The 22,268-nt window shown below is 73.4% G+C and carries 15 protein-coding genes, 2 tRNA genes, 1 rRNA gene, 1 pseudogene and 2 riboswitches; of the genes and pseudogenes, 5 read left to right on the plus strand and 14 right to left on the minus strand.

The genetic code is table 11. The features are described 5' to 3' along the window. The 5 genes from G446_RS0103165 to G446_RS0103190 all read right to left on the minus strand — a co-directional run. A 16S ribosomal RNA gene (locus tag G446_RS0103165) occupies positions 1-113 on the minus strand; the annotation flags it as partial. 1,170 nt (positions 114-1,283) lie between these two features. Continuing rightward, a tRNA-Ala gene (locus G446_RS0103175) sits at positions 1,284-1,356 on the minus strand. 127 nt (positions 1,357-1,483) lie between these two features. Beyond that, positions 1,484-2,845, minus strand: a complete 1,362-nt coding sequence (locus tag G446_RS0103180) for a hypothetical protein (protein WP_026409051.1) — start codon at positions 2,843-2,845, stop codon at positions 1,484-1,486. A gap of 117 nt (positions 2,846-2,962) precedes the next feature. Then, positions 2,963-3,730 carry a GNAT family N-acetyltransferase gene (locus tag G446_RS15635; protein WP_084778932.1) on the minus strand — a complete coding sequence of 256 codons (768 nt, stop codon included), beginning with the start codon at positions 3,728-3,730 and terminating at the stop codon, positions 2,963-2,965. Continuing rightward, positions 3,723-4,934, minus strand: coding sequence for a molybdopterin molybdotransferase MoeA (locus G446_RS0103190; RefSeq protein ID WP_026409052.1), 1,212 nt, complete (start codon positions 4,932-4,934; stop codon positions 3,723-3,725). The genes G446_RS15635 and G446_RS0103190 overlap by 8 nt, the downstream gene beginning before the upstream one ends. 168 nt (positions 4,935-5,102) lie before the next feature. On the opposite strand from G446_RS0103190, the gene G446_RS0103195 reads away from it, so the two are divergent. The 3 genes from G446_RS0103195 to mscL all read left to right on the plus strand — a co-directional run bounded on the left by G446_RS0103195 (position 5,103) and on the right by mscL (position 7,137). Continuing rightward, positions 5,103-5,753 carry a 5-formyltetrahydrofolate cyclo-ligase gene (locus G446_RS0103195; protein WP_026409053.1) on the plus strand — a complete coding sequence of 217 codons (651 nt, stop codon included), beginning with the start codon at positions 5,103-5,105 and terminating at the stop codon, positions 5,751-5,753. A gap of 218 nt (positions 5,754-5,971) precedes the next feature. After that, complete coding sequence (locus G446_RS0103200) at positions 5,972-6,640, plus strand: SAF domain-containing protein (protein WP_051285608.1); 669 nt, start codon at positions 5,972-5,974, stop codon at positions 6,638-6,640. A 92-nt stretch (positions 6,641-6,732) separates the two neighbouring features. Further along, positions 6,733-7,137, plus strand: coding sequence for a large conductance mechanosensitive channel protein MscL (mscL, locus tag G446_RS0103205; protein ID WP_026409055.1), 405 nt, complete (start codon positions 6,733-6,735; stop codon positions 7,135-7,137). A gap of 1,006 nt (positions 7,138-8,143) precedes the next feature. On the opposite strand, the gene G446_RS20845 is transcribed toward mscL, so the two are convergent. The 9 genes from G446_RS20845 to G446_RS0103250 all read right to left on the minus strand — a co-directional run bounded on the left by G446_RS20845 (position 8,144) and on the right by G446_RS0103250 (position 20,766). Next, positions 8,144-8,416, minus strand: a complete 273-nt coding sequence (locus G446_RS20845) for a hypothetical protein (RefSeq protein WP_245574567.1) — start codon at positions 8,414-8,416, stop codon at positions 8,144-8,146. Positions 8,417-8,457: 41 nt separating this feature from the next. Further along, the gene (locus tag G446_RS0103215; protein WP_026409057.1) at positions 8,458-12,783 is read right to left on the minus strand and encodes a DNA helicase; all 4,326 of its coding nucleotides are present in this window, start codon (positions 12,781-12,783) and stop codon (positions 8,458-8,460) included. Positions 12,784-12,945: 162 nt separating this feature from the next. Continuing rightward, positions 12,946-13,018, minus strand: a tRNA-Arg gene (locus G446_RS0103220). A 92-nt stretch (positions 13,019-13,110) separates the two neighbouring features. Then, on the minus strand, positions 13,111-14,052 hold the full coding sequence (locus G446_RS0103225; protein ID WP_026409058.1) for a universal stress protein: 942 nt from the start codon (positions 14,050-14,052) through the stop codon (positions 13,111-13,113). Positions 14,053-14,300: 248 nt separating this feature from the next. Then, positions 14,301-15,107, minus strand: a complete 807-nt coding sequence (locus G446_RS0103230) for a C40 family peptidase (RefSeq protein ID WP_026409059.1) — start codon at positions 15,105-15,107, stop codon at positions 14,301-14,303. A 6-nt stretch (positions 15,108-15,113) separates the two neighbouring features. Beyond that, positions 15,114-15,264: riboswitch (cyclic di-AMP (ydaO/yuaA leader) on the minus strand. Between the two features lie 216 nt (positions 15,265-15,480). Beyond that, entirely contained in the window at positions 15,481-16,458 is a 978-nt protein-coding gene (locus tag G446_RS19755; RefSeq protein WP_026409060.1) for a C40 family peptidase, read from the minus strand. Between the two features lies 1 nt (position 16,459). After that, positions 16,460-16,605: riboswitch (cyclic di-AMP (ydaO/yuaA leader) on the minus strand. A 341-nt stretch (positions 16,606-16,946) separates the two neighbouring features. Next, the gene (locus tag G446_RS0103240) at positions 16,947-17,618 is read right to left on the minus strand and encodes a metal-dependent transcriptional regulator (RefSeq protein ID WP_026409061.1); all 672 of its coding nucleotides are present in this window, start codon (positions 17,616-17,618) and stop codon (positions 16,947-16,949) included. Positions 17,619-17,715: 97 nt separating this feature from the next. Beyond that, entirely contained in the window at positions 17,716-19,104 is a 1,389-nt protein-coding gene (locus G446_RS15640; RefSeq protein WP_211228229.1) for an MFS transporter, read from the minus strand. 177 nt (positions 19,105-19,281) lie between these two features. Further along, positions 19,282-20,766: an NCS2 family permease gene (locus tag G446_RS0103250; protein WP_026409062.1), complete on the minus strand. Its 1,485-nt coding sequence runs from the start codon at positions 20,764-20,766 to the stop codon at positions 19,282-19,284. 110 nt (positions 20,767-20,876) lie between these two features. On the opposite strand from G446_RS0103250, the gene G446_RS0103255 reads away from it, so the two are divergent. Together G446_RS0103255 and G446_RS21480 are read left to right on the plus strand one after the other, a co-directional pair. Continuing rightward, a complete protein-coding gene (locus tag G446_RS0103255; RefSeq protein WP_026409063.1) occupies positions 20,877-21,863 on the plus strand; it encodes an NAD(P)-dependent oxidoreductase in 987 nt (328 codons plus the stop codon). Positions 21,864-21,998: 135 nt separating this feature from the next. Continuing rightward, a pseudogene (locus tag G446_RS21480) lies at positions 21,999-22,268 on the plus strand (IS1380 family transposase); the annotation flags it as partial.

A 22,268-nucleotide genomic window follows, 5' to 3' on the forward strand; every position in this document is an offset into this window, starting at 1 on the left:
TCACCCGTTCGCCACTCAACCCACCCCCAAAAACAGGGGCGGGCCCGTTCGACTTGCATGTGTTAAGCACGCCGCCAGCGTTCGTCCTGAGCCAGGATCAAACTCTCCAAACAAAACCCAACCCAAACCCAAACCAGCCCCCACGAAGGAAACCGGAAACAAGCCCGGGCCAGTACAACAGAAGCCGGAGAAAAAACAACCCCAACCCAACCCGACACCCCCCACAACCCCCCAACCCCGCGGAAACCACAACCCAACAAAGGACCAAGCACCGCAGAACCAGAAGACACGAGAAGCACCGGACGGAAAAAAACAACACCCGAAAACCCCCACCACAACAAGCAGCAGAAGAAACCGGGCACAACCCGACCCCCACCACGGGAACCGGGCAACACGCGCACCCCCCGCCCGCCCCCCAACAAGCAAGGAAGCAAGACACTCAGGCGCGCGCAGGCGCACCCCAGACCCGCCCCCCAACAAGAAGGAAGCAAGACACCCGGGCGCGCCAAACCCCGAACCCCGGAACCCCCCGCAACCCGCCACCCACCCCAACAACAGGAGCAGAACAACGAGAAACACAGAAAACCCCAGAAGCCCGAGAAAACACGACGGACAAGCCAGAACAACCCCCCAAAAAAGAGAGAAACCCCAACCCCCCGCCAAAACCACGAACACAAAACATGACACACTATCGAGATCTCAAACAACACACCCATGAGGTTTCGAGAAGGACCTCAGTCCCCATCCGCCCCTCAAGGCGACCGGATCAGGATAAGCAGACAGATCCTCTCCGGTCAAGTTCTCGGGCCTGTGACCCGCATCGCTCAACCTTTGGAAGACCCCCTGCGCGATCATCGCAAGTCCCTCCCGGTCCGCCGTCGCCAGGGCCGTAACCCATCGCGACAGCGGGAGGAATGCTAACCACTGCCCCGACCGCTCCGTCAACTCCGTCTATCGTGATGTGCGGCACGAAACGCGCAGCAGACGGGCCGCCCAACAAACCGGACCGCCGTGACCACCGCCGGCGTCCGAGTGAGGACGGGTCCGCGTCACGGAGTTCGCGGCGGGAGCGGCGACCTCGTCAGCGGGAGGTGCAGGCGAGGATCAGGCGGACGACGGCGTCGTCCTCAACGCGCGCCAACGCGGCGGGCGGCACGGGAAGGATGGTTGCGGCGACCACGAGGAGGCCGCATCCGCCGCGGTCGGATCCGGCCCGAACCCGACCGCGCCGCGCACTGCCGACGAAAAGCGGCCACCGCCTCGTGGCGGTGGCCGCTTGCCGGTGGAGCTAGGGGGATTCGAACCCCCGACCTTCTCATTGCGAACGAGACGCGCTACCAACTGCGCCATAGCCCCGAGTGCGCGATGATCGTAACCGCGGGTCGCCGGACCCGCAACTCCGTCACCCGTGACTCGAGCCACGCAGGGAGGACGGCCTGATGCTCCGACACCCTGGGGCGCGGCCGGCCGTCGGCGGGTCCGCTCACGCCCCGGCCGCGCGCCGGCGCTGGAGGACGGCGTCGAGGTCGATGGGCGGCCGCAGGGTCTCCCCCACCTCGGCGGGCACCGAGGGGCGCGCCGAGGTGGGCCGCGCCGGAACCGGCGCCGAGGGCCCCGTCTCGTCGTCGAGCTCCTCGATGGCGCGCTTGGGCGCCGAGGCGACCAGGGTGTAAGTGGGCGCGGGGACCTGCACGGGGTGCCAGCCCTGCGGCGGGGTCACCGAGACGGCCTCCGTCGAGCCCCGGCGCGAGGCGACGACATTGCGCACCACCGTCCGAACGGCGTCGTCCACGGCGTCCTCCGCCCGTTCGGCGTCGCGGGCGCCATCGCGGTCGGGCGTCCCGGTCGCCCCGTCCTGGGCGCGGGCGCCGGACTGCGCCCGCGCCGCGACCCCGATGGTCCTGTCGGTCCCGGGTCGCGCCGTCGACTCCTCGCGCTCGACGGGCCGGGACGCCTCCGCCCGCGCCTCGGACCCCGCCCGCGCCTCGGCTCCCGCCCGCGACCCGGACTCGGCCCGAGCCCCCTGCGCGGAGCGGCGGGTCTCCGCCCGGAGCCCGGCCTCGGCGGGCCGGGACGCCCTCCGTCCCGCGCTCTCCGCAGTGCGTCGGTCCTCGGTCCGCGCCCCGGCGCGCGCCTCGGCGCGTCCCCCGGTCCGCGCCCCGCTCTCCGCGGGCCGATGGGCCTCGGCCCGCTGCTCCTTCTGGCGCCCGGGCTCCTCCCGCGACTCGGCCCCGGTGCGCGATCCGGTCCCGTCCTCGTCCTGCGCCTCCGCGACGCCGATCCCCCCGGTCAGCCGCATGAGCTCGGTCTCGAGTTCGGCGACCCGACGGCTCTCGCGCCGATCGGCCATCATGGCGGCCCTGGCGGCCCTGCGCCCGGCGGCCATGGAGCCGGCGAGCAGGGCGCCCGGGACCAGGGAGAGCCACCACGGCAGCGCGGTGAAGATCGACGCCGCCACGGTCCCCAGCAGGACCCCCAGCAGGGCGCTGGCCAGGGTCGCCCGGCGGGACGCGGCGACACGACGACGTTCGCGGGCCTCCCGGTGGACGTGGCGTGCACGGGCGAGCTCCCGCTCGGTGCGCAGGGCTCGCACGTTTCTCACAGCGGGCCTGTTCATCGCCCTGACCTCCGGTCGTCGTCGAAAGATCCTCGCGTGCCCGCTGCGTTTACAGGCCTCGTCGGCGGCGTCGGAACTCAATCCCGTGGCCAGAACCCGCAGCTCGGAGGAGTAGCGGTCCTGGGTCCGGGACAGTTCCATCGCCTCACGACGCCCGACCAGGAGCGGAAGAAGGTACGCGGCGAGAACCGCTACGAGCGCAATGAGCGCCCCGATCTCGATTCCCACGCAGCTACGGTATGCGCAGGCGAGCATCGTGCACGCGAGCAACGCCGAGCGCGGGTGCCCTTCCCGGTCTTCATTCAGGCTGCCGGCACGGCACCCGCGTCACTCATGCATGTTTCGTCACGATCGCCTCAAACGCCACAGGGCGGAGCCGACGGCGTCCGACCCTCGGCTCCACGCCCATCTTTCGGCCCCGCGCTCGGCCAGTCGCGCCACGAAACCCGGCTGCCCGGCGACGTCCTCGGCCAGGACCGCGAAACTCAGATGATCGGCCCAGGCGCCGTCTATATGCATGAGCCCGCGCCGCAGCCCCTCCTCGTGCAGCCCCAGACGACGGCACACCGCCAGGCTGCGCGCATTCTCCGGCCGCACGTCGATCTCCACCCGGTGCAGCCCCACCTCCGGGCCCAGCAGGTGGTCCAGGACCATGGCCGCCGAGAGCGTCACCACGCCCCGGCCCTCCCACGGAGAACCTATCCAATAGCCCAGGCTCGCCGCGCTCAACGACCCCCAGTGAATCGGCGCCACCGTCAGCTGCCCCGCGAAATCGCCGTCGGCCTCGATGACGAAGGGCATGGCCTCGCCGCGGCGCGCCTGCCGGCTCTGGAGCCTCACGTACTGGCGGAAGCGGTGCAGCTCCTCGCCCGTCCCCGGCGGGATGGTCGCCTCCCACGGGCGCAGCCGGGCGTCGTCGGCCAGCCGCAGGCGCCTCCAGGCGATCTCGTCCGAGCACCGCAGCGGACGCAGCGCCACCGTGCGCACCCCGCGGGCGAGCCCCCGCCCGGTCAGGGACTCCTCGGTCAGCGTCGTCGGCCAGGCGAAGCGGCGCGGCGCGGCCACCAGCCGCCCCAGGCGCCTCCACCACCGGCCCGCCACCGTCTCAGGCATCCAGCAGCAGGCAGTGGAGCCTGTCCCCGGCCACGACCGTGCGCGTGTCCTCGGGGACGACGGCGATGGCGTTGGCCCGCGCCAGACCGAGCAGCGGGGTGGTCCCGGGCGCCGCCACGGGCGAGGCCCGGTAGCCCCTCGTGGGGGAGCCGGTCAGGTGCACCGGCACGAACTCGCGCTTGCCGGCCGGGGAGCGCCAGCCCGCCGAGACGGTGGCGGGCAGGGAGGAGCGGTGCAGCGCGGACCAGCCCGCGATCTGGCGCAGCACCGGGCGCACGAAGGTCTCGAAGGCGATCTGGGCGCTGACCGGGTCGCCGGGCAGGCAGAAGATCGGCGTGCCCTCCACGGTGCCCACCCCGAGCTGGCGGCCGGGCGACATGGCCACGGCGTCGAAGCGGACCGAGCCCAGCGGCGCCAGGACGTCCTTGACCGTGTCGCCCTGCCCCACCGACAGGCCGCCGGTGGTGATGAGGACGTCGGCGCGCACGAGCTGGTCCTCGATGGTCTCCCTCAGGGCGCCCAGCTCGTCGGGCACGGCGGCCACGCGGAAGGCGCGTCCGCCGGCGTCGGTCACGGCGCAGGCCAGGGCGTGCCCGTTGGCGTCGAAGACCTGCCCGGTCTCGCGCGGCCGGCCGGGCTCGACCAGCTCATTGCCGATGGAGATGATGACGACGCGGGGGGCCGGGTGGACATTGACGCGGTGGCGGCCGAGCCCGGCCAGGAGGGCGATCTGCCTGGCGGAGATGCGCGACCCCTTCGGCAGCACGGTGGTGCCCGCGGTCACGTCCTCCCCGCGGCGGCGCACATTCGCCCCGCTCTCCACGCGCGCGCGCACCTCGACCCGGGAGGTGCCGCGGTCCGTGGCGGTCCAGGGCACGACGGCGTCCGCGCCCTGGGGCATGGGGGCCCCGGAGTCGATGATGACGGCGGAGCCCCGGACCAGGTGGATGGGGCGCACGTCCCCGGCCCGCACGTCGTCGACGACGTCGAGGCGCACGGGGCGGCCGGGGAAGACGCCCGCGAGGTCGTCCACGGCCACGGCGTAGCCGTCCAGGCCGGCCATGTCGACGGCGGGCAGGTCCAGCTGGGCGACGACGTCCTCGGCCAGGACGCAGCCGACGGCGTCGAGCAGGACGACGTCGAGGGGCGCGGCGGCCTGGGCGATGTCGAGGCAGGCGGCCAGGTGCTCGGCGACGGATCTCATGGGTGCCCTCCGGGTCTCGACCGGCACTCGCCGTCCCGGTCTGTTCGCGCCCAGGCTACCCGGCGCGCCCCGACGGGACGCGGCGACGCGGCCGGTGCGGACGGGGCCGGTGCGATCTACCCGCCCCGGGAGCCTCCGCAGGCCTTACGGGCCTGAGAGGATACGCCCATGAGTACCCAGGCGCACGAGCTTCCCGACACGGGGCGGCTCGACATCGACGATGCGAAGGAACGGCTGAGGCAGGTGCTGCGTCAGCATCGGCGCAAGCGTCATCGGCATCCCGCCCGCGGTCACGACGCGGTTTGCGAGTCGCTGACCACGCACGCGCTGGAGGCGGTGAAGGGGATGGACCGCGTCGCCGCCTACGTGTCCGTGGGCCACGAGCCCTGCACCCGGCTGCTGCTGGAGCGCCTCACCGAGCGCGGGGTCCGCGTGCTCCTGCCGGTCCTCGGCCCGCACCTGTCGCGCAGCTGGGCCTACTACCGGGGGGCGGCGGACCTGGCCGAGCGGGCCCCCGGGCGTCCCCCGGAGCCCAGCGGCCGGGTCCTGCCGCCGGAGGAGGTCGAGCGGGTCGACGCGCTCCTCATCCCCGCGCTCGCCGTCGATCGCGGCGGGCGGCGCCTCGGGCAGGGCGGGGGCTGGTACGACCGCCTCCTGCCGCTGCGGGCCGACGGCGTGCGCGTCTTCGCCATGGTTCACGACGACGAGCTGGTGGCGGGCCCGCTGCCCACCGAGGCCCACGACGAGCCGGTCGACGCCGTCATCACCCCCGAGGAGTGGTTCCTCCTGGAGGGTTCGGCCTTCGCCTCGGAGCGCTGAAGCGGTCGGCCGCGTCACGCGGGCCGGACCGCCGGCGGCATCGCCCTGGCCGCCCTGACCGGGACGGGCCGCCGCGAACACGGGCCGGGCGCTCCGGGAGCGCTTCCCAGCGCACACAACGCCGCCCGGGCTCCACAGGACCCGATGGCGCGGGGGTCGTCCACAGCCCCGGCAGGCCGTGAATGCGCTCGCGGCCCGACCGCGGGACAGTGAGGGGCATGACGCGCCCCGCCGCCCGAACCCCCGCCACTCGCTCCCCCGCCGCCCGAACCCGGCCCTCGCTGCTCCTGTGGCGCTGGCGCCACCTCATCGTCGGGCTGGCCGTCGGGGCCGCCGTCCTCGTCGCCCTCAGCGTCCTGCGACCCGCGCCGGACTCCGGCGTCGAGGTCCTCGTGGCGGCCCGGCCCGTGAGCGCCGGGACGGTCCTGACCGAGGCGGACCTGGAGCGGCGCACCGTGCCGGCCGGGGCCGCTCCCGAGGAGGGGCTCGCCGGGGACGAGGTCGTGGGCGCACGCGCGACCATCGCCCTCGAGACCGGCACTGTGCTCACCACGTCCATGACGAGCGCAGCGCTAACCGCCGATCTGTCCCCCACCGAAAGGGTCGTGCAGGTGCCCGTGGACGTGGGCGCCGAACTCGCCGTTCCCGGGGCTCGGGTGGACCTCGTCGCACCGCCCGCGGGCGGCGTCGGAGATCCGATCGCGGGCGGTGACGCGGTAGTGGGCTCGGGCGCCCGGGTGCTCCTGAAACAGACCGAGGAGACCGACAATAGTTGGACATCGGGGACAAAGGTCACACTTATAACCTTGGCCGTTCCGGCGGAGCAGGCTACCCTAATTGTCGCAGCGGCTGCTCGAGGATCACTTGGCATCATCCTGAGCCCGTAGCGCCGCAGCGGCCGGCCACCGCGGGCCGCGCGGTCCCCTCCAGCGACGTAGAGGGGCGCTCCTGCGCCCTCACGCACAACGAAAGGTCCCCCATGCTCAAGGGCTTCAAGAAGTTCATCTCCCAGGGCAATGTCATCGATCTCGCCGTCGCCGTCATTATCGGCAACGCCTTCAAGCCGATCGTCGACAAGGTCACCGAGACGATCATGGGCATCATCGGCCAGGTCATCGGCTCCCCGAACTTCGACTCCGTGGGCAAGTTCTCGCTCCTGAGCAACCCGCAGGGCGACGCCGACTACATCTACCCCGGCGCGATCCTCACTCAGGTCATCAACTTCCTGCTCATCGCCGCGGCGGTCTACTTCTGCATCGTCCTGCCCATGAACAAGTTCAAGGAGCGCATGAAGAAGTCCGAGTCCGAGGCCCCCGCCGAGCCCACCGACGTCGAGCTCCTCACCGAGATCCGCGACCTGCTCGCCGCGCAGAAGCAGCGCTGAGCGCAGAGGGCGAGAGGGCGCGACAGGCGGTGCCGCAGTCCCCGGGGTCCCCGACCCCGGCATCACCGCCATTCTCCCCTTCATGGTGCCCGCCGGCCACCGCGGTCGGCGGGCGCCGTCGCATCATCGCCGCCCGCAGATCGGCCGCCCGTTCGGATGCTCTCGACGGCGACCCCGTCGCATCGCCACCGCATTGAGTCCTTCTGGACGGCGGTACAAGGTCGGGGGTCGGCGTGCCGGCGCCGGCGGGGGCGGATGCGGTCTCCCACGGCCGTGTCGACCGCGCCGTCCGTCTGCGCGTCCCCGGCCCTGAGGAGGAGCCGCTGTCCGGGATGCGCTGGAGCTCGGTGACAGTGCGCGTCCCCGGCCCTGAGGAGGAGCCGATTCTCCCAGCACACCGCCAGCGGCCCCACCCCCATGCCGGATCCCGCCGCGCCGGGGGCGCCGCCCGGGGCGCGAGAGCGTCGCCCGACCCGCGAGCACGTCACCTAACCCGCGAGCACGTCTGCTAGAGGTACGTTCTCGTGGGTTAAGTGACGTGCTCGCGGGTTACCCGACGATCTCGTGGACCCGGCCGAGGCGGAATGGGACGGGGACCGGGTCCGGGTCCGCGTTGACCCCGAACCGTCTTCCAGCCGATTCCCGGACCGGGCTGGCGCGGGTCGGGACCAGTGCGGACCGGGCCCGGCTTGCGTAATGCCAGGTCAGCGCGACGCAATCCGCCTCAGCTCGCACAATGCGAGCCCGGAGCGACGAAATCCACCTGCGCTCGATCCGTGCGAGCCCGCCTGGCGCAATGCGAGCCCAGGTGACATCGCTAAAACGACTCCCCCGGGGGGGGCGCCACGGCCGCAATGGACCATTGCACACCTGCAGGTCGACCCGGCCCCCGGGGCGCCGCGGCCGCGGGGAAGCCCGGCGCGAACAGTCCGCGCCGCCGACGCCGCCAGAGCCTCGCCAGCGCGGGGGCACGGGACGACGTCGACGGCGAGCGCGCGCCAGAGCCTCACCAGTGCGGGGGCACGTCGCGCAGCAGCCGCGAGTCATTGGCGCGCGCGTCGCCGTCCGGGCGCGAGCGGGCGTCGGTCAGGGCGTCGACACGCCGACGCCGCGCCTCCTCCGCCGCCGCCTCCGGCAGTTCTCCGCGCGCCACCCGCTCCCGATCGGCCGCCGACAGCGCCACCACCCGGCGGCGGCGCCGGGGCGGGGCCCCGCTCACCGGCTCCGACGCGCAGCACGAGATCGGGCCCGTGCCCTTGGGACCGCCGGCCCCGCTCATCGGTTCCAACTCCCCAGTCCCGTCCACCGGTTCCGCCCCGCTCATCGGTTCCGGCGCACCGCATTGGTCAGGACCGCATCGATGCCCGAGCCGCGCCGGATCAGCGCCAACGACATCCGCAGCTCCTCGACCTCCTCGGCCTCCTCGCGCTCCACGCCGTCGGAGCGGATCCAGGTCACGAGCTCGTCGAGCTGGTCGTCGGAGTAGGCCTGCAGGGGCTGGGCCGGCGCGATCGGCGGCCGCGGCCCGCGCGCGGGCGGACTGAGCCGCTCCACAGCCGGAACGGAGCCGCTCTCCTCCGGGTCCGGCTCGGCCACCGCGGGAACCGGCGGCGGGGCCGGCTCCGGCTCGGCCTCCTTCTGCGCGGCCGCCTCGCGGGCGATCATGACGCTCAGGACCTGCTCCTCGATGGCGGTGGCCTCCGCCTCCGGGTCGACGAAGACGGCGACGGAGTAGGCGGTGTGAACCCGCCAGCCGCGCTGCTGGAGCCGCTCGATCCAGTGCCGGTCGCGACGGCGCAGGCTGGGCTCGGCCATGTAGTCGGCGTCGTCGGTCAGGACGGCCACGAAGAGCTCGCCCGGGTAGTCCGGGTGCCCGATCGCCAGCGGGATGCGGACCCCGCCCTCGACCCCGTAGAGGGGGATGACCGTCAGGCCCTTGCGCCACAGGTGCTCGGCCAGGTCGATCAGAAGGCGGTCGGGCGCCCGATCGCCGTCCTGCGGGATCTCCTCGGCGCGCCCGGCCGCGCGCACGAGGATCTCGCGCAGCAGGCGCGCCCCGGGGGAGTGCAGGCGCTCGGGATCCAGGTCCTCGGCGGCCAGGCAGGAGACGACCTCCGTCGAGTCCCGCGAGGCGCACAGCGCCTCCACCAGACCCACCATGCCGCCGGTGCCGGCGACCGAGTCGAAGGTGTGGATGGTGCGCCCGTGCGGGGTCTTGGCGTAGCCGACCGACAGGATGACGTGGTCGCGCCGCAACGAGCGCGCCCCGTCCAGGTCCACCACCACGAAGGGCTCGGCGATGCCGGCGGCGAAGAACTTCTCCAGGGCCGGGGAGCCGGCCGCCGCCGCGGAGGCCGCCGAGCGGATCTCCTCCGCATGACGGGCATTGAGGGCGACGACGCCCAGGGAGAGCTCGGGGTGGATCAGCGCGTGGTCGGTGACGAGGTTGACCACCCGTTCGACCTCCGCGGGCACCGACTCCACCGCCGCCCGTCCCGGGGCCGGCATGCCGCGGCCCTCAACGAGGGTGAGGGTCAGGCGCGAGTCGCGGGGCGGGGCGGGGATGGCCTCGACGACGCCCTCGTAGCCGTTGGCCGCCAGGAAGGCGGCGATGCGGGCGTCGAGCGTGTTGCGGGTGGTCGGCAGGGTGACCGAGGGCAGCAGCGGCCCCAGCTCGGAGGCGAGCCCCGTCGTCGCCCGGCGCGGGTCGCCGACCACCAGCACCTGCTCGGCCCGCACGAAGGCCGGCAGGGCCTGCGGCACCGGCATGTGGGCGCTGGCGTCGAGCACGGCGAGGTCGATGACGGCGTCGGGGGTCAGGACCTGCGGGACGAGGGTCGGCGGAACGATCCACACGGGTCGGGCGATGAAGGCCACCGGGTGGGCGGCGACGATCTCCCGCAGGGGCACCCCGTCCTCGCGGGACAGGGCCACGTACAGGGCGCGGGCGGAGGCCTTGTCCGCCTCGACCGCCGCGCGCACGCGCCGCGCGTAGGCCTGGGACACCGGCCCGGACAGCGAGTCGGCCTGGGCGGAGTCGAGTTCGCGCAGCGCGTCCGCCCTCTCCCCCAGGATGCCGGCGTGGAGGTCGGCCAGCTCCGGGTCCTCGCGCAGCACCTGGGCCAGGAGGGAGGACCACCAGCAGTAGGCCAGCTCGGTGTCCAGGTCGTCGTCGGGGACGCGGCGATCGGCCAGGTCCGCCACGAAGGCCGTCAGGCCCAGCTCGTCGAGGTCCGCCACGACCCGGTTGAGCTCGGGCATCTTCTGGGCGGTGGCGTCGTCCTCGGCCAGGGCGCGCACGCGCGCCAGGAGGTCCTCCAGCGGCAGGTCCATGAGCTCGGGGGCGCCGGAGCCGGCGCCCAGGATCGGCTCCAGGTCCTCGACGGCGTCGCGGGCCTGGACCGCCGTGGCCTGCATGGTGTCCAGGCCCTGCGGCAGGCGCGGCCAGCCCCCGTCCGGGTCGTGGGTGCGCCAGGCCTCGCGCCGCTGCTGGACCTTGACCAGCTCGGCGTGCAGGTCCTCGACCGGGCGCCCCGGACGCACCAGGTCCTTGGCCTGCTTGAGGAAGCGGCGCCGCTCCGCCCCGGACATCTCCACGGCGTGCTCCTCGCGCCACTGGCGCGAGGCCGTGGCGATCACCATGTCGGCGGCGGAGCGCTCGAAGACCTCGGGGATGAAGACGTCGAGGGACTCGCGCACGCCGTCGAGCACCTCCAGCTGCTCGCACCACTGGCTCAGGGTCGTGGCCCGCGACATGCCCGTGGCGTCGGCGATGTCGACGCTGTAGTCGCGCACCGCGGGCAGGAGGTCGTCCGCCAGGCGGCTGAGCTGGGTCAGGGCGTCCGTGGCCTCGTCGATGTCCGCGACGTCGATGCCGTTCCACGCGGAGGTGGAGGTCTGCGGCTCCATGACGCCCAGGTCGTGGGCGCGGTGGAGCAGGCGGCGGGCGCGGGCCATGCCGGCCCCGTCCAGGCGCTCCAGGCACCCGGGGGCGACCCGGGCGGTGGTGCGGATGCGCTGGCGCCCCGTCGTCAGCTCGGCCAGGTGCTGGAGCGCCTCGTAGGCGGACACGCCCCAGGGCTCGCGGCGCAGGTGCAGGGCGTTGATGCTGCCGGTCAGCCGCTCGCGCACGGAGCGCAGCCGCTCGCGCAGATCCACGATGGCGGGCACGTCGAGCTCGGGCGGCCGGGCGCCCAGGCCCTCCTTGATCTCCTCGGCCGCGTGGCGGCGCCAGGCCGGGTCCTCGGTGAGGTCGAGGACGAGGCCGCCCAGACCCATGTCGCGCAGCGCCTCGGCGACGGCGTGGCCGTCGGCGCTGGAGGCGGGCACGTGCAGCACGGTGCGCCCGGAGGCGGCGGCGTCGGCGACGACGGCCGCCAGGGTGGCGGCGACGTCGGATCCGGGCGGGGCGTCCAGCAGGATGGAGGCGCCGGAGCTCACGGCCTCGACTGCGTCGAGCTGGCCGACGTCGAGGTCGCCGGCGCCGCGCTCGCGCTCGGGGGCGCGGTCCTCCGGGTCGGGCGCGGGCAGGGGGACGTCGAGGGCGGCGCGGGCGTCGGGGTCCCCGGCCAGCGCCGCGACGAGGGCGGAGGCGCGGGCGCGCTCCATGGTGGCGTCGAAGTCCTCGATCAGCGCCTGGCCGGGGTGGACGAAGGCGCCGACGACGAGGTTCTCGCGGACCAGGAAGCCGGACAGGTACTCGCGGCCGAGGCTGCCGATGCGGTTCAGGGCGGTGCGCGGGGTGAACCCCTCCGCGCCCAGGGCGGCGTGGGCCACCGCCTCGATGTCCGCGCGGGAGCCGGCCTGGCGCAGGGCGCGGGTGAGGACGGGGTTGACCTCGATCGAGGGGTCGAGGGCGAGGGTGGCGTCGGCGCTGGAGGAGGACAGGCGGACCGGGCGCAGGAGGACCGGGGCCCTGACGGTCCGCGTCCGCCTCCGGGGCTCCGGTCCGTCGCCGGGGACCTGGGGCACGGGGACGGTGACGTCGTCGGCCTGGAAGGCGGCCGATCTGAGGGAGTCCGGGCCCGATCCCGCTCTCACGCCACTGCGCGGGGCGGGGGCGCCGCCGAGGGCGTCCGGGGCGGGCTCAATGGCGACGGGACCGGCCTCCTCCGCCTCCTGCGACTCCGAGTCCGGCGAGGCGGGGACGACCTCCACCCAGGAGGCGACCCCGATGGCGAGGTAGACGGGGGCGACGCCGAACTGGCGGGCCAGCTGGTCGGTGCGTCCGGCGACCTTGCGCAGGCACTGGCGGGCGACGCCCAGGGCGCCGCGCTCGCGCACGAGACTGGACAGGTGGGTGGGGCGGCCGGCGTAGAGCTGGGCGAGCCCGGAGGGGTGGGCGGAGGTGAGGTCGACGACGCCGTCGAGCTGGGTGATGTCGTCCAGGCTCGCCGTGCCGCCGAGCTCGATGAGCTGTTCCCGCCAGGCGCTCAGGGCCTCCTCGACGAGGGCCTCGCGGCGCTCGGAGGGGGGAGGGCCGTCGAACCCGGGCGCCGCGTCGGCGGCGGGCGCGGGCGCGGACCCGGGCTCGTCGTCCTCTTCCGGCTCGGGGGCCGAGGAGACGGGGCTGACGTCCTTCGGCTCGTCGGCAGGCGAGGCGCTTCTGCGGCGGCGGCGGCCGAATGAGAAGAATGGAGGCGTCATATCCCCAACATAACGGCGATGAGACGGCACACTGCGCCGACGCCCCGAACGAAGGGCGATCAGGAACCTGTGGCGCGGGCCGCCGCGCGGCCCCGTCGCCCCCGGCGCGCCCCGCGGTCCCGCACCGGGCGCGCGGCGCGGGACCGCGCGACGCGCGGTGCGTGCCCCCGGCGCGATTCGAACGCGCGACACCCGCTTTAGGAGAGCGGTGCTCTATCCCCTGAGCTACGAGGGCCTGCGAGGCGCAACCCTACCAGGAGAGCGCGGGCCGCTCGAACCGGGGGCGGCCGAGCGCGCCGACGCGACCTCGGGCCCGGCCCCGCGGGGTCAGGCCCGGGCCCACGGGGTGCCGCTGTTGCGCTCCGACGACGAGGCCTCGTCGCGGCTGCGGGCCGGCACCACCATGACCGGGCAGGCGGCGTGGGACAGGACGCCCTGGCTGGTGGAGCCCAGCAGCAGGCCGGAGAATCCCCCCCGCCCCCGGGAGCCGACGACGACGAGGTCGACGGCGGTGGAGAACTCGCTCATGAGCTGGGCGGCGTTGCCGTCCAGGGCGTGACGGCGCACGGTGACGCCGGAGTGGCCCTCGACGGCGGCCGCGACGGCGCGGTCCAGCCCGCTGCGCACGTCGGTCAGCACCTGCTCGCGGTCGACCGCGGCCGGCAGCCAGGCCAGCGCCCCGGCGCCCGAAGCCATGGGGACGGCGGCGATGGCGGTCAGCTCAGCCCCCCAGACCTCGGCCTCCCTGACCGCCCAGCGCAGGGCCTTGCGCGCCGAGTCCGAACCGTCGACGCCGACGACGATGCGCCCCACGGGCGTGTACTCGGCGCCCTCGACGTGACGGGGGACGACGACCGTCGGGCAGTGCGCGTGGGCGGGCAGCGCGGAGGAGACGGTGCCCAGCAGCCGGTCGGCGAAGCCTCCCCCGCCCCTGGTGCCCACGACGGCGAGGGTGGCCTCGTCGGACAGGTCGACCAGCACCCCGGCGGGGTCCCCGGTCTCGAGCGAACTGGTCACGGTCACGCCCTTGCCCTGGGCGCGCGTGACGGCCTCGTCGACGACGGCCTGCGCGCCCGAGCGGATCGCGGTGTCGTCGAGCGCGGCGTATCCGCCGTCGAGCGAGGCGGTGGTGAAGGAGGGGAGGGAGTAGGCGCACAGGATGTGGACGCGCCAGCCGCTGCGGGCCGCGCGGGCGACGGCCCAGTCCACCGCGCCGAGGGACTCCGGTGAACCGTCCGCCCCAACAAGGACTACTTTGTCTTCCGCCATGGATTCTGCCCCTTTCTGCGGGCATCGGGAGTCCGACATGTCCCATTCTGACCCCGGAGGGCGGTGTGCTTCAAACCACTCGCGCCCGGTGAACGCCCGTGTCCCGATCCGTTGCGCCGTCGTCGGCCCGGAACCGGCCGCCCCGTCCCGCCACTAAAGCCCGTCCCCGGCGGCGGAACGACGGCGCCCCGCCGCCTGGTCGGCAGGGGCGGGGCGAGGGACGTCGGTGGGAAGAGGGATGAGGGGGATCAGGCGACTCGCACGAAGCCGATCGGGGTCTCGTAGATGTCGCGGTAGACGACGCCGGTGGACTCGTTGCCGGCGTCGATCATCTTGCCGTCGCCCGCGTAGATGCCCACGTGGCCGCCGAAGTAGACGATGTCGCCGGGCTGGGCCTCGGCGGCCGACACCATGGTGCCCGCCGCCGCCTGGGCGCCGGAGGTGCGCGGCAGGGAGATGCCCATCTGGGCATAGACGTACTGGACGAAGCCGGAGCAGTCGAAGGCACTCGGGCCGCTGGCCCCGTACACGTAGGGGGAGCCGACGTACTGCATGGCGATGCCGACGACGCCGCCCGCGGTCGAGGGCGGCGCGGCGGGGGTGGAGGCGTTGGAGGCCTGGGCCTCCGTGCCGGAGTCGGAGCTGGCCGCGGCGGTGGTCGCGCCGGAGTCGGCCGTGGTGGCGTTGGAGTCGTCGGCCACGGCAGGGGCGGGGGCGGGAGGCTCCTCGGCGGGCGGGGCCTCGACGGTGACGCCTGAGACGTCGGTGAGGTCGGCGGGAGCGACGACGTCACCGGTCACGATCGCGTCGTTGACGGTGACCGCCTCGCGGGCGTCGGCCGTGAGGGCGCCCAGGCCCGCGGTCTGCTGAAGAGAACCTGCGGAGGCGGCGACCTCGGTGGAGCTGGCGGCATTGGCGCCAGAGGCGATCATGGTCAGGGCCAGGCCGGAAGAGGCTGCGACCACCAGACCGCGACGGGTGGCGGGAGCGATGTGAGAGATCGGGGTGAGTGGACGAGTCGCCTTGCGGTGACGTGCCGAACTGCGGGTGGTCATTGGGTGTGCGTCTCCTAGTGCTGCCGACGGGGTGAGCTGTCGGGTTCGGGCTGGAGAAGCCCGGCCCGCGCGATGCGGGCTTCACCCCAGAGACTCCGTGATCGAAGTCGTGGTTGGTTCCCCCGTTCCCGCCGCTCATGATGGGAACTCCCCAGAACCGGACGGCGGGACTGAGCACCGGCTCGGGGCACCGCGAGGCCTGTCCTCGCGACAAGATGAACAGTACCCGATAGCAAGGCATGCCGTCACAATCAAATAACACACACCGAAGTGACGCCCATCACGCCTTGTCAATCGGTTAATAGGAGGAACCACCTCCTCCATCGGGAGGAGACGGTTCCAATCCTCTGGACCGACGGCTCGGTCAGCCGAGTCAGCCGACTCGCAGGTAGGTGGGGCTGCCCCAGATGTTGGTGATGCTCACACCGGGCCCGGGGGTCGAGTGCAGGACCTGGCCGTCGCCGGCGTAGATGCCGACGTGACCGGGCCACCACAGGATATCGCCGGGACGCGCCTCGGAGGCCGAGATGACGGTCCCGCTGTTGAGGATGTCGCCCGACTGGTGCGGCAGCGAGATGCCCATCTGGGCGTAGACGTAGGAGACGAAGCCGGAGCAGTCGAAGCCGCCCGGGGCCCCGCCGCCCCACGCATAGGGGGTGCCGAGGTAGTTCGAGCCGATGGCCACGGCGTCGGAGCCGACCCCCTGCGGGACGGCGCTCGAAGCCGGGACGGCGGTGGACTCAGCGGCCTCGTCCTCCGTGGAAACGGCGGGGGCGGCCTGGGCCTGCTCGGCGGCGGCCTGCTCCGCCTGGGCCTGCTCGGCGGCGGCCTGCTCGGCAGCCGCCTGTTCCGCCTGGGCCTGCTCGGCAGCCGCCTGCTCGGCAGCGGCCTGCTCCGCCTGGGCCTGCTCAGCGGCCTGCTCGGCAGCCGCCTGCTCAGCGGCGGCCTGCTCCGCCTGGGCCTGCTCAGCAGCCGCCTGCTCAGCGGCCTGCTCAGCAGCGGCCTGAGCGGCGAGCTCCTCCTCGGAGGGGCCGGGCGCCTCGGTGGCGACCTCGGAGGTGGCCGGGGTGTCCGCGTCCGCGACGACGTCGGCGTCCACCTCGATCGGGGTGTTCTGAGTGATGAGGGCCTCGGCCTTGGCGGTGGCGGGACCGATGCCCAGAGCGCCCGCGGAGCGCTCAAGGCTCTGAGTGTTCCCACCGGCCGCGTTGGCGGCGGAGGTGATCATGGTCAGGGCCAGACCGGAGGAGGCGGCGACGACGAGGCCGCGGCGCAGGGCCGGGGCGGCGTCGCTCAGTGGGGTCAGCGGTCGGGCCGCCTTGCGGTGGCGCGCCAGGTTGCGTGAAGTCACGGGATTCTCCTGAAGAGCCGACGGAGTTAGCTGTCGGGTTCGGGCGGGAGTCGCCCGGCCCGCGTAATGCGGGCTTCACCCCGGAGGCCCTGGCCGTGGCCGGGACCGGAAAAGTGGTTCCCCCGGGCCCGTCGGTCGGTGTCTTAATGGAAGCGGCGAACGCCGACGGACTTGGGCTCCGCCCACCGCTTCACGTCCGATGAAGCCGAACGTTAACGCCAACGCTATACGAGCCGTGCTACACCGCGCGACCATCCCGCCGGGTGACTTCGATCGCCCCGCCCCCGCCGCGACCCCGCCGCGCATCCGGACGCGTCTCGCCCCGCGAGCCGGCAGGGGGGCCGGTCGCGGGGCGAGACATGTAGGGATGGGGGTGGGGTCTGAGCGCATGTAGGAGGATAGGGTACTGCGCGCCGCCGGGGCGGAGACCAGGACCTTCAGCGCACCGGGAACCCGGAGGCCGGGGCCCGATCCGGAGGCCGGGACCCTCAGCGAGCCAGGAAGAGGTGGCGGGCGACGTCGTCGGGCAGAACGACCGGCTCCTCGGCGCCGGTCACGATCCGCACGCCGCCGCCCGTCCGACGCAGGCGGATTCGAGCGCCCGCGACGATCCGGGCGTCCTCCAGCGAGGCGAGGAGGGCGGCGTCGGCCTGGATCGGCTCGCCGATCCGGGTGATGACGGCCTCGGTGCAGCCCTCGTGGGCGGCGAGGTCCGCGCTGCGCTCATCGTCCGAGGGATGGGGGTGCTCGGCGCTGCGCGGCGGGATCGGGTTGCCGAAGGGGTCGGCGGTCACGCCCCGCAGGATGAGGTCCAGGCGGTCCTCGACCTGCTCGCTCATCACGTGCTCCCACCGGCAGGCCTCGTCGTGGACGAGGCGGCGGTCCAGCCCGATGACGTCCATGAGCAGTCTTTCCGCAAGGCGGTGCTTGCGAATCACCTCGGTGGCCCGTCGTCGGCCCTCATCGGTGAGTTTGAGGGAGCGGTCCTTGGCGACGTGGATGAGGCCGTCGCGCTCCATGCGGGCCACGGTCTGGGAGACCGTCGGGCCCGAGTGGCCGAGGCGCTCGACGATGCGGGCGCGCAGCGGAGGAACGCCGTCCTCCTCCAGTTCGTAGACGGCCTTGAGGTACATCTCCGTGGTGTCGATGAGCTCGCTCATGCCGGTGCCTCCTGGGAGCGGTTGCGGTGCACCCGGAGGGTGCCCGACGGCGGGGCGGGGCGGACTCCCGAACCCCCTCCCAGGATATCGGGGCGGCTCAGCGGGGGTCGGCGGACGGCGTCTCGAATGCGTCGCCATCGGGCGGGGCCGCGCCGGACGGAGCGGCGTCGGGCCCGACGGCGCCCGGGCGGACCGGAGCGGCGTCGGGCCCGACGGCGGGACGGTTCTGGGCGCCGTCGGACCCGGCGGCGCACAGGAAGGGCCGGGAGGAGGAGTAGGCCAGATCCGCGCACCGGTGGCGGCGGACCCAGGCCATGGCCGCCAGGGCGCTGACGATGGCCGCCGCCCCGCCCGCGGCGATGCCCGTGCGCGGACCCCACTGGTCGCTGACCCAGCCGATGACCGGCGCGCCGACGGGCGTGGTCCCCAGGAGGAACATCATGTAAATGCTCATGACCCGCCCGCGCACCGCCGGGGAGGTGGTGAGCTGAATGGTCTGGTTGGCGCTGGTGAGCAGGGTCAGCACGCACAGGCCCACGGGGATCGAGGACAGGGCGAAGAGCGGGTAATTCGGGGCGGCGGCCATGAGCAGCGAGGAGATCCCCAGGAGGAGGGCGGCGATGATGACGGTGCGCACGCGCGGGGTCTTGCGCCGCGCCGCCCACAGCGCGCCGGACAGGGAGCCGACCGCGAAGATCGACGAGACGGTGCCGTAGGCGTCGGACTCCAGGTCGAAGGCGCTGCGGACCATCGCGGCCATGGTGACCTGGAAATTGAGGGTGAACATGGAGACCACGGAGATGACCACGATAATGATGAGCAGGTCCGCGCGGCGGCGCACATAGGTCAGGCCCTCGCGCAGCTGTCCCCTGGCGCGGGCGGCGCGCGGGACGTCGTAGAGCTCGCCCGTCCTCATGATCATCAGGGCCAGCGCCGGGCACAGGAAGGTCAGGGCGTTGACGAGGAAGACCCACCCGGGGCCCACCCAGGCGATGACCAGGCCGCTGGCGGCGGGCCCGAGCAGGCGCGCCGCGTTGAAGGACGCGGAATTGAGGCCGACGGCGTTGGCCAGGCGGTCCGCCGGGACCATGCGGGCGACGAAGATCTGACGGGCGGGCGCGTCGTAGGCGACGGCGAGCCCCGAGGCGACGGCGGCGAGGTAGACGTGCCACAGCCGGGCGCCCCCGACCAGGACGTCCAGCCCGAGCACCAGCGAGACCAGGCCCATCGAGCTCTGGGTGACGATGAGCAGGCGGCGCTGGTCCACGCGGTCGGCGATGAGGCCGGCGTGGACGGAGAAGAGCAGCGCCGGCAGGAACTGGAGCGCCGTGGTCAGGCCGGTGGCGGAGGCGGAGTCGTCGGTCAGGACGCGCAGGACGAGCCAGTCCTGGGCCACGCGCTGCATCCAGGAGCCGGTGTTCGCGATCAGGGCCGCGAAGAACCAGACCCGGTAGTTGTGGAACCTCAGTGACTCGAAGATGGACACGGCGGGAGGGGCCTTCGATTCGTGACGGGTGCGGGTGATTCGCCGGCTCCGCCGCGAGACGGCGGTCGGGGTGGGCCGAGATATTCTACTCCTCGGTCGGTCGGGCCGACGGCGGGGGCGGGGGCCCCGCGGCGCCCCCGCGAAACCCCGCCCCCGCCGTCGGCCGACGAGGACCGCTCAGGACACGCCCAGGATCGCCCTGATGGGCGTGAGCGTGAAGTAGACGATGAACAGGACGCCGGCCACCCACATGAGCGGGTGGATCCGCCTGGCCCGCCCGCACCCCAGCTGAACCACCAGGTGAGCGATGAAGCCCGCGCCGATGCCGTTGGTGATCGAGTAGGAGAAGGGCATCATGATGATGGTGATGAAGGCCGGCAGGGCGACCTCCGGGGACCTCCAGTCGATGTCCGTCACCTGGGTCATCATGAGGAAGCCGACGACGACCAGGGCCGGGGTGGCGGCCTCGTAGGGGACCATCGAGACGACCGGCGCGAGGAACATGCTGGCCAGGAACAGCGTGCCGGTGACCACGGAGGCCAGGCCCGTGCGCGCCCCTTCGCCCACGCCCGCGGCGGACTCGACGTAGGCGGTGTTGGAGGACACCCCGCCCGCGCCGCCGGCGATCGCGGCCAGGGAGTCGACGACGAGGATCTCGCGGGTGCGCGGCGGGTTGCCGCTCTCGTCGAGGAGGTCGCCCTCGGCGCCGATGGCGACCATGGTGCCCATGGTGTCGAAGAAGTCGGCCAGCAGCAGGGAGAAGACGAGCAGGACGACGCTGACCGCGCCGACCTTGTTCAGGGAGCCCAGGAGGCTGAATTGCCCGAGCGTGGTCGGGTGCGGCATCTCGACCGGGGAGCCGGACAGGGACGGGACGGACAGGGACCAGCCCGTGAGGTTGAGCGGGCCGTGCTTCTCATCGTCGTTGAAGGCTCCCAGGTGGGCGACGGCCTCGATGATCGCGGCCAGAACGGTGGAGGCCGCGATGCCGATGAGGATGGAGCCCCTCACCTTCCGCACGTGCAGGATGATCATGAGGAACAGGCCGAAGAGGAACACGAGGACCGGCCAGCCCTGAAGCGACCCGCCCAGCCCCAGCTCCAGCGGGGTGCCGCCGGCTCGCACCACCTTGGCGTCCACCAGGCCGATGAGGGCGATGAACAGGCCGATGCCCACGCTGATCGCGGTCTTGATATGGGACGGGACGGCCTTGAAGACGGCCTCGCGGAAACCGGTGAGCACCAGGACGAGGATGATGACGCCCTCGATGACGATCAGCCCCATGGCGTCGGCGTAGGTCATGCCGTTCATGCCGACCAGGGTGCAGGCGACCATCGCGTTGATGCCCAGCCCCGCCGCCAGGGCCATGGGGTAGTTGGCGACCAGGCCCATGAGGATGGTCATGACCCCGGCGATCAGGGCGGTGCCGGCGGCGATCTGCTCGGGGGCGCCCAGCGGGGCCATGCCCTTGTCCTTGTTGGACAGGATGAGCGGGTTGAGCACGAGGATGTAGGCCATCGTGAAGAAGGTGACGACGCCGCCGCGGACCTCGCGGGCGATGGTCGAGCCGCGCTCGGTGATATGGAAGAAGGCGTCGAGGCGGGAGCGGAAGCGGAAGCGGGAGAAGAATGCTCTCCGGGATGTGGGGGTGTGTGTACTCACGACGCGATCCTTCCAGATGCGACCGGTCCGGCGCGCGCCGCGACCACGGTGCGGATGTTCCGATCCGGCGGCTCCCGCCCCGGGCCGGGGCGCCGTGGGAGGCTGGAGCCATGAAGATCCTCCTGACCGACACCAGCTGCATAGACCCCTCCCCCATCCGCGACGCCGGGCACAACGTCGTCCTGTTCGACGAGGCCGCGCCGGTCCCGGTCGAGCACCGCGACGCCGAGGGCCTGGTCCTGTGGGGCGGCGGCGGGTCGGGGAGCGCCGCGGTCCTGGCGGACATGCCCGGTTACCTCACCCGCCTGCGCTGGATCCAGACGCTGGCCGCCGGGCCGGACAACGTCCTGGCCGCCGGCTTCCCGGACTCGGTGGCGATCACCTCGGGCCGCCACTTCCACGACCGCACCGTGGCCGAGCACGCCGCCGCCCTGGCGCTGGGCTGCGTGCGAAGCCTGCCGACGGCGGTGCGCGCGGCCGACCGCCACGAGTGGGAGGCGGCCCTGGGCGGCGCCCACCCCATCCACGACCCGCACCGCCTGACGACGCTGTTCCAGGCGCGGGCGCTCGTGTGGGGCTTCGGCGCGATCGGGGTCGCGACGGCGCGGCTGCTGACCGCCTTCGGGGCGAGCGTGCGCGGGGTCGCGCGCTCGGCCGGGCAGCGCGCCGGCTTCGAGGTCATCGCGGTCGAGGACGTCGAGTCGGCCCTGCCCTGGACCGACCTGCTGGTCATGGTCCTGCCCAGCACGCCGCGGACGGCGGGGGCGCTGAGCGCCGAGCGCCTGGCGCTGCTGCCGCGCCGCGCCGTCGTGGTCAATGTGGGCCGCGGCGCGACGGTGGACCAGGCGGCCCTGGAGGCGGCCCTGCGCTCGGGCGCCATCAGCGCGGCGGGGCTCGACGTCACCGACCCCGAGCCGCTGCCCGCCGACTCCACGCTCTGGGACGCCCCGAACCTGCTGCTCACCCCGCACGCCGCCGGGGGCCGCGTGGTGGGGGCGGTGGAGCGGATCATCGCCAACGCGGCGGCGGTCGACGCGACTCCGCCCGGCGAGCCGATCACCGGCCTGGAGGCCCAGATCCCCCGCCCCTCCCGCTGAGACCGCATGCCCCTCAGACGCGCCCAGAGGCCCGCGCCAGGTCCCCCGCCCCTCCCGCTAACCTCGGTTTTTCGTCGTGGGGTGCCGGGGGTGGGGGTGAGGGTGCTCCTTCTCCTGGGATAATGCGGATTACTGATGTCCGTGCATGTCCAGGGGAGGGGCACCCTCGTGGTGAATGGTACCGGGTTGTACCCGGCTGTGGGTGTGGAGTCGGGGGAGGTGCCGGCGGTGGGGCCGGCCGGGGCGAGGCTGCTGACCGGGACGATCCGGGCCGTGGGCCTGGACACCGCGCTGTCGGGGGCCCTGGCGCCCTGGCGCAAGCCCCTGGCGGTGCACGACCCGGGCAAGATCGTGGCGGATCTGGCCCTGTGCGCGGCCCTGGGCGGACGCACCCTGTCGGACCTG

Source organism: Actinomyces dentalis DSM 19115 (assembly GCF_000429225.1).
In the GTDB taxonomy this organism is placed as follows: domain Bacteria; phylum Actinomycetota; class Actinomycetes; order Actinomycetales; family Actinomycetaceae; genus Actinomyces; species Actinomyces dentalis.